Genomic DNA, 600 nt, shown 5'->3' with positions numbered 1-600 from the left:
ATAGTAAATGAAAATATTTTACTATGAAGAAAATACTACCCTTTATTACCGTTAGCATTATTTGCTTGTTTGCATTTTCATCCTGCACTAAAACAGTTCAGGCTCCTTCTCAAACATATGCCGTAACAGGTACTATCAGACCCGGTGACTGGAAAGCCTCAGGCAGTGGCTATTTTGTTTCACTAAATGTACCTGATGTAACCAATAGTGTTTTAAATGATGGTGGCGTTGTAACCTATATTTCATTTGATAACGGTAATACTTATGAAGCATTACCTGAAGTTGTAAACGGTGTTGCTTATGGTACTTACTACAGTTATAGTACTGTAAATATTGATTTGTATTCTGCAACGGGTTCCGGTTCTATTACTGCACCTTCCACAACTATATTAGTGAAAATTCTGATTACTGTTCCATAAATAGTTATTTCTTACAACAATAAAAGGCCTTCACATTAAAAATGTGGGGGCTTTTTTATTTTAGAATGCCATCAAATTAGGATTAATAAAAAAATAAAGCTGAAAATATTTTAATTATTGAAAAATAAGAATACATTTATCCTTAAACCTAAACCATTCATCATGAAAAAAATCATCACGC

1 protein-coding gene is annotated in these 600 nt (G+C 32.0%); it reads left to right on the top strand.

The features are described 5' to 3' along the window. Nucleotides 1–23: 23 nt before the first annotated feature. Entirely contained in the window at nucleotides 24–419 is a 396-nt protein-coding gene (locus E3E36_RS11235; RefSeq protein WP_167895510.1) for a hypothetical protein, read from the top strand. Nucleotides 420–600 lie beyond the last annotated feature (181 nt).

Origin of the sequence: Thermococcus sp. M36, from assembly GCF_012027355.1 — an archaeon.
Lineage (GTDB): Archaea > Methanobacteriota_B > Thermococci > Thermococcales > Thermococcaceae > Thermococcus.
Note: the sequence above shows the minus strand (reverse complement) of the source record. Positions and strands in the feature narration are given on the sequence as shown.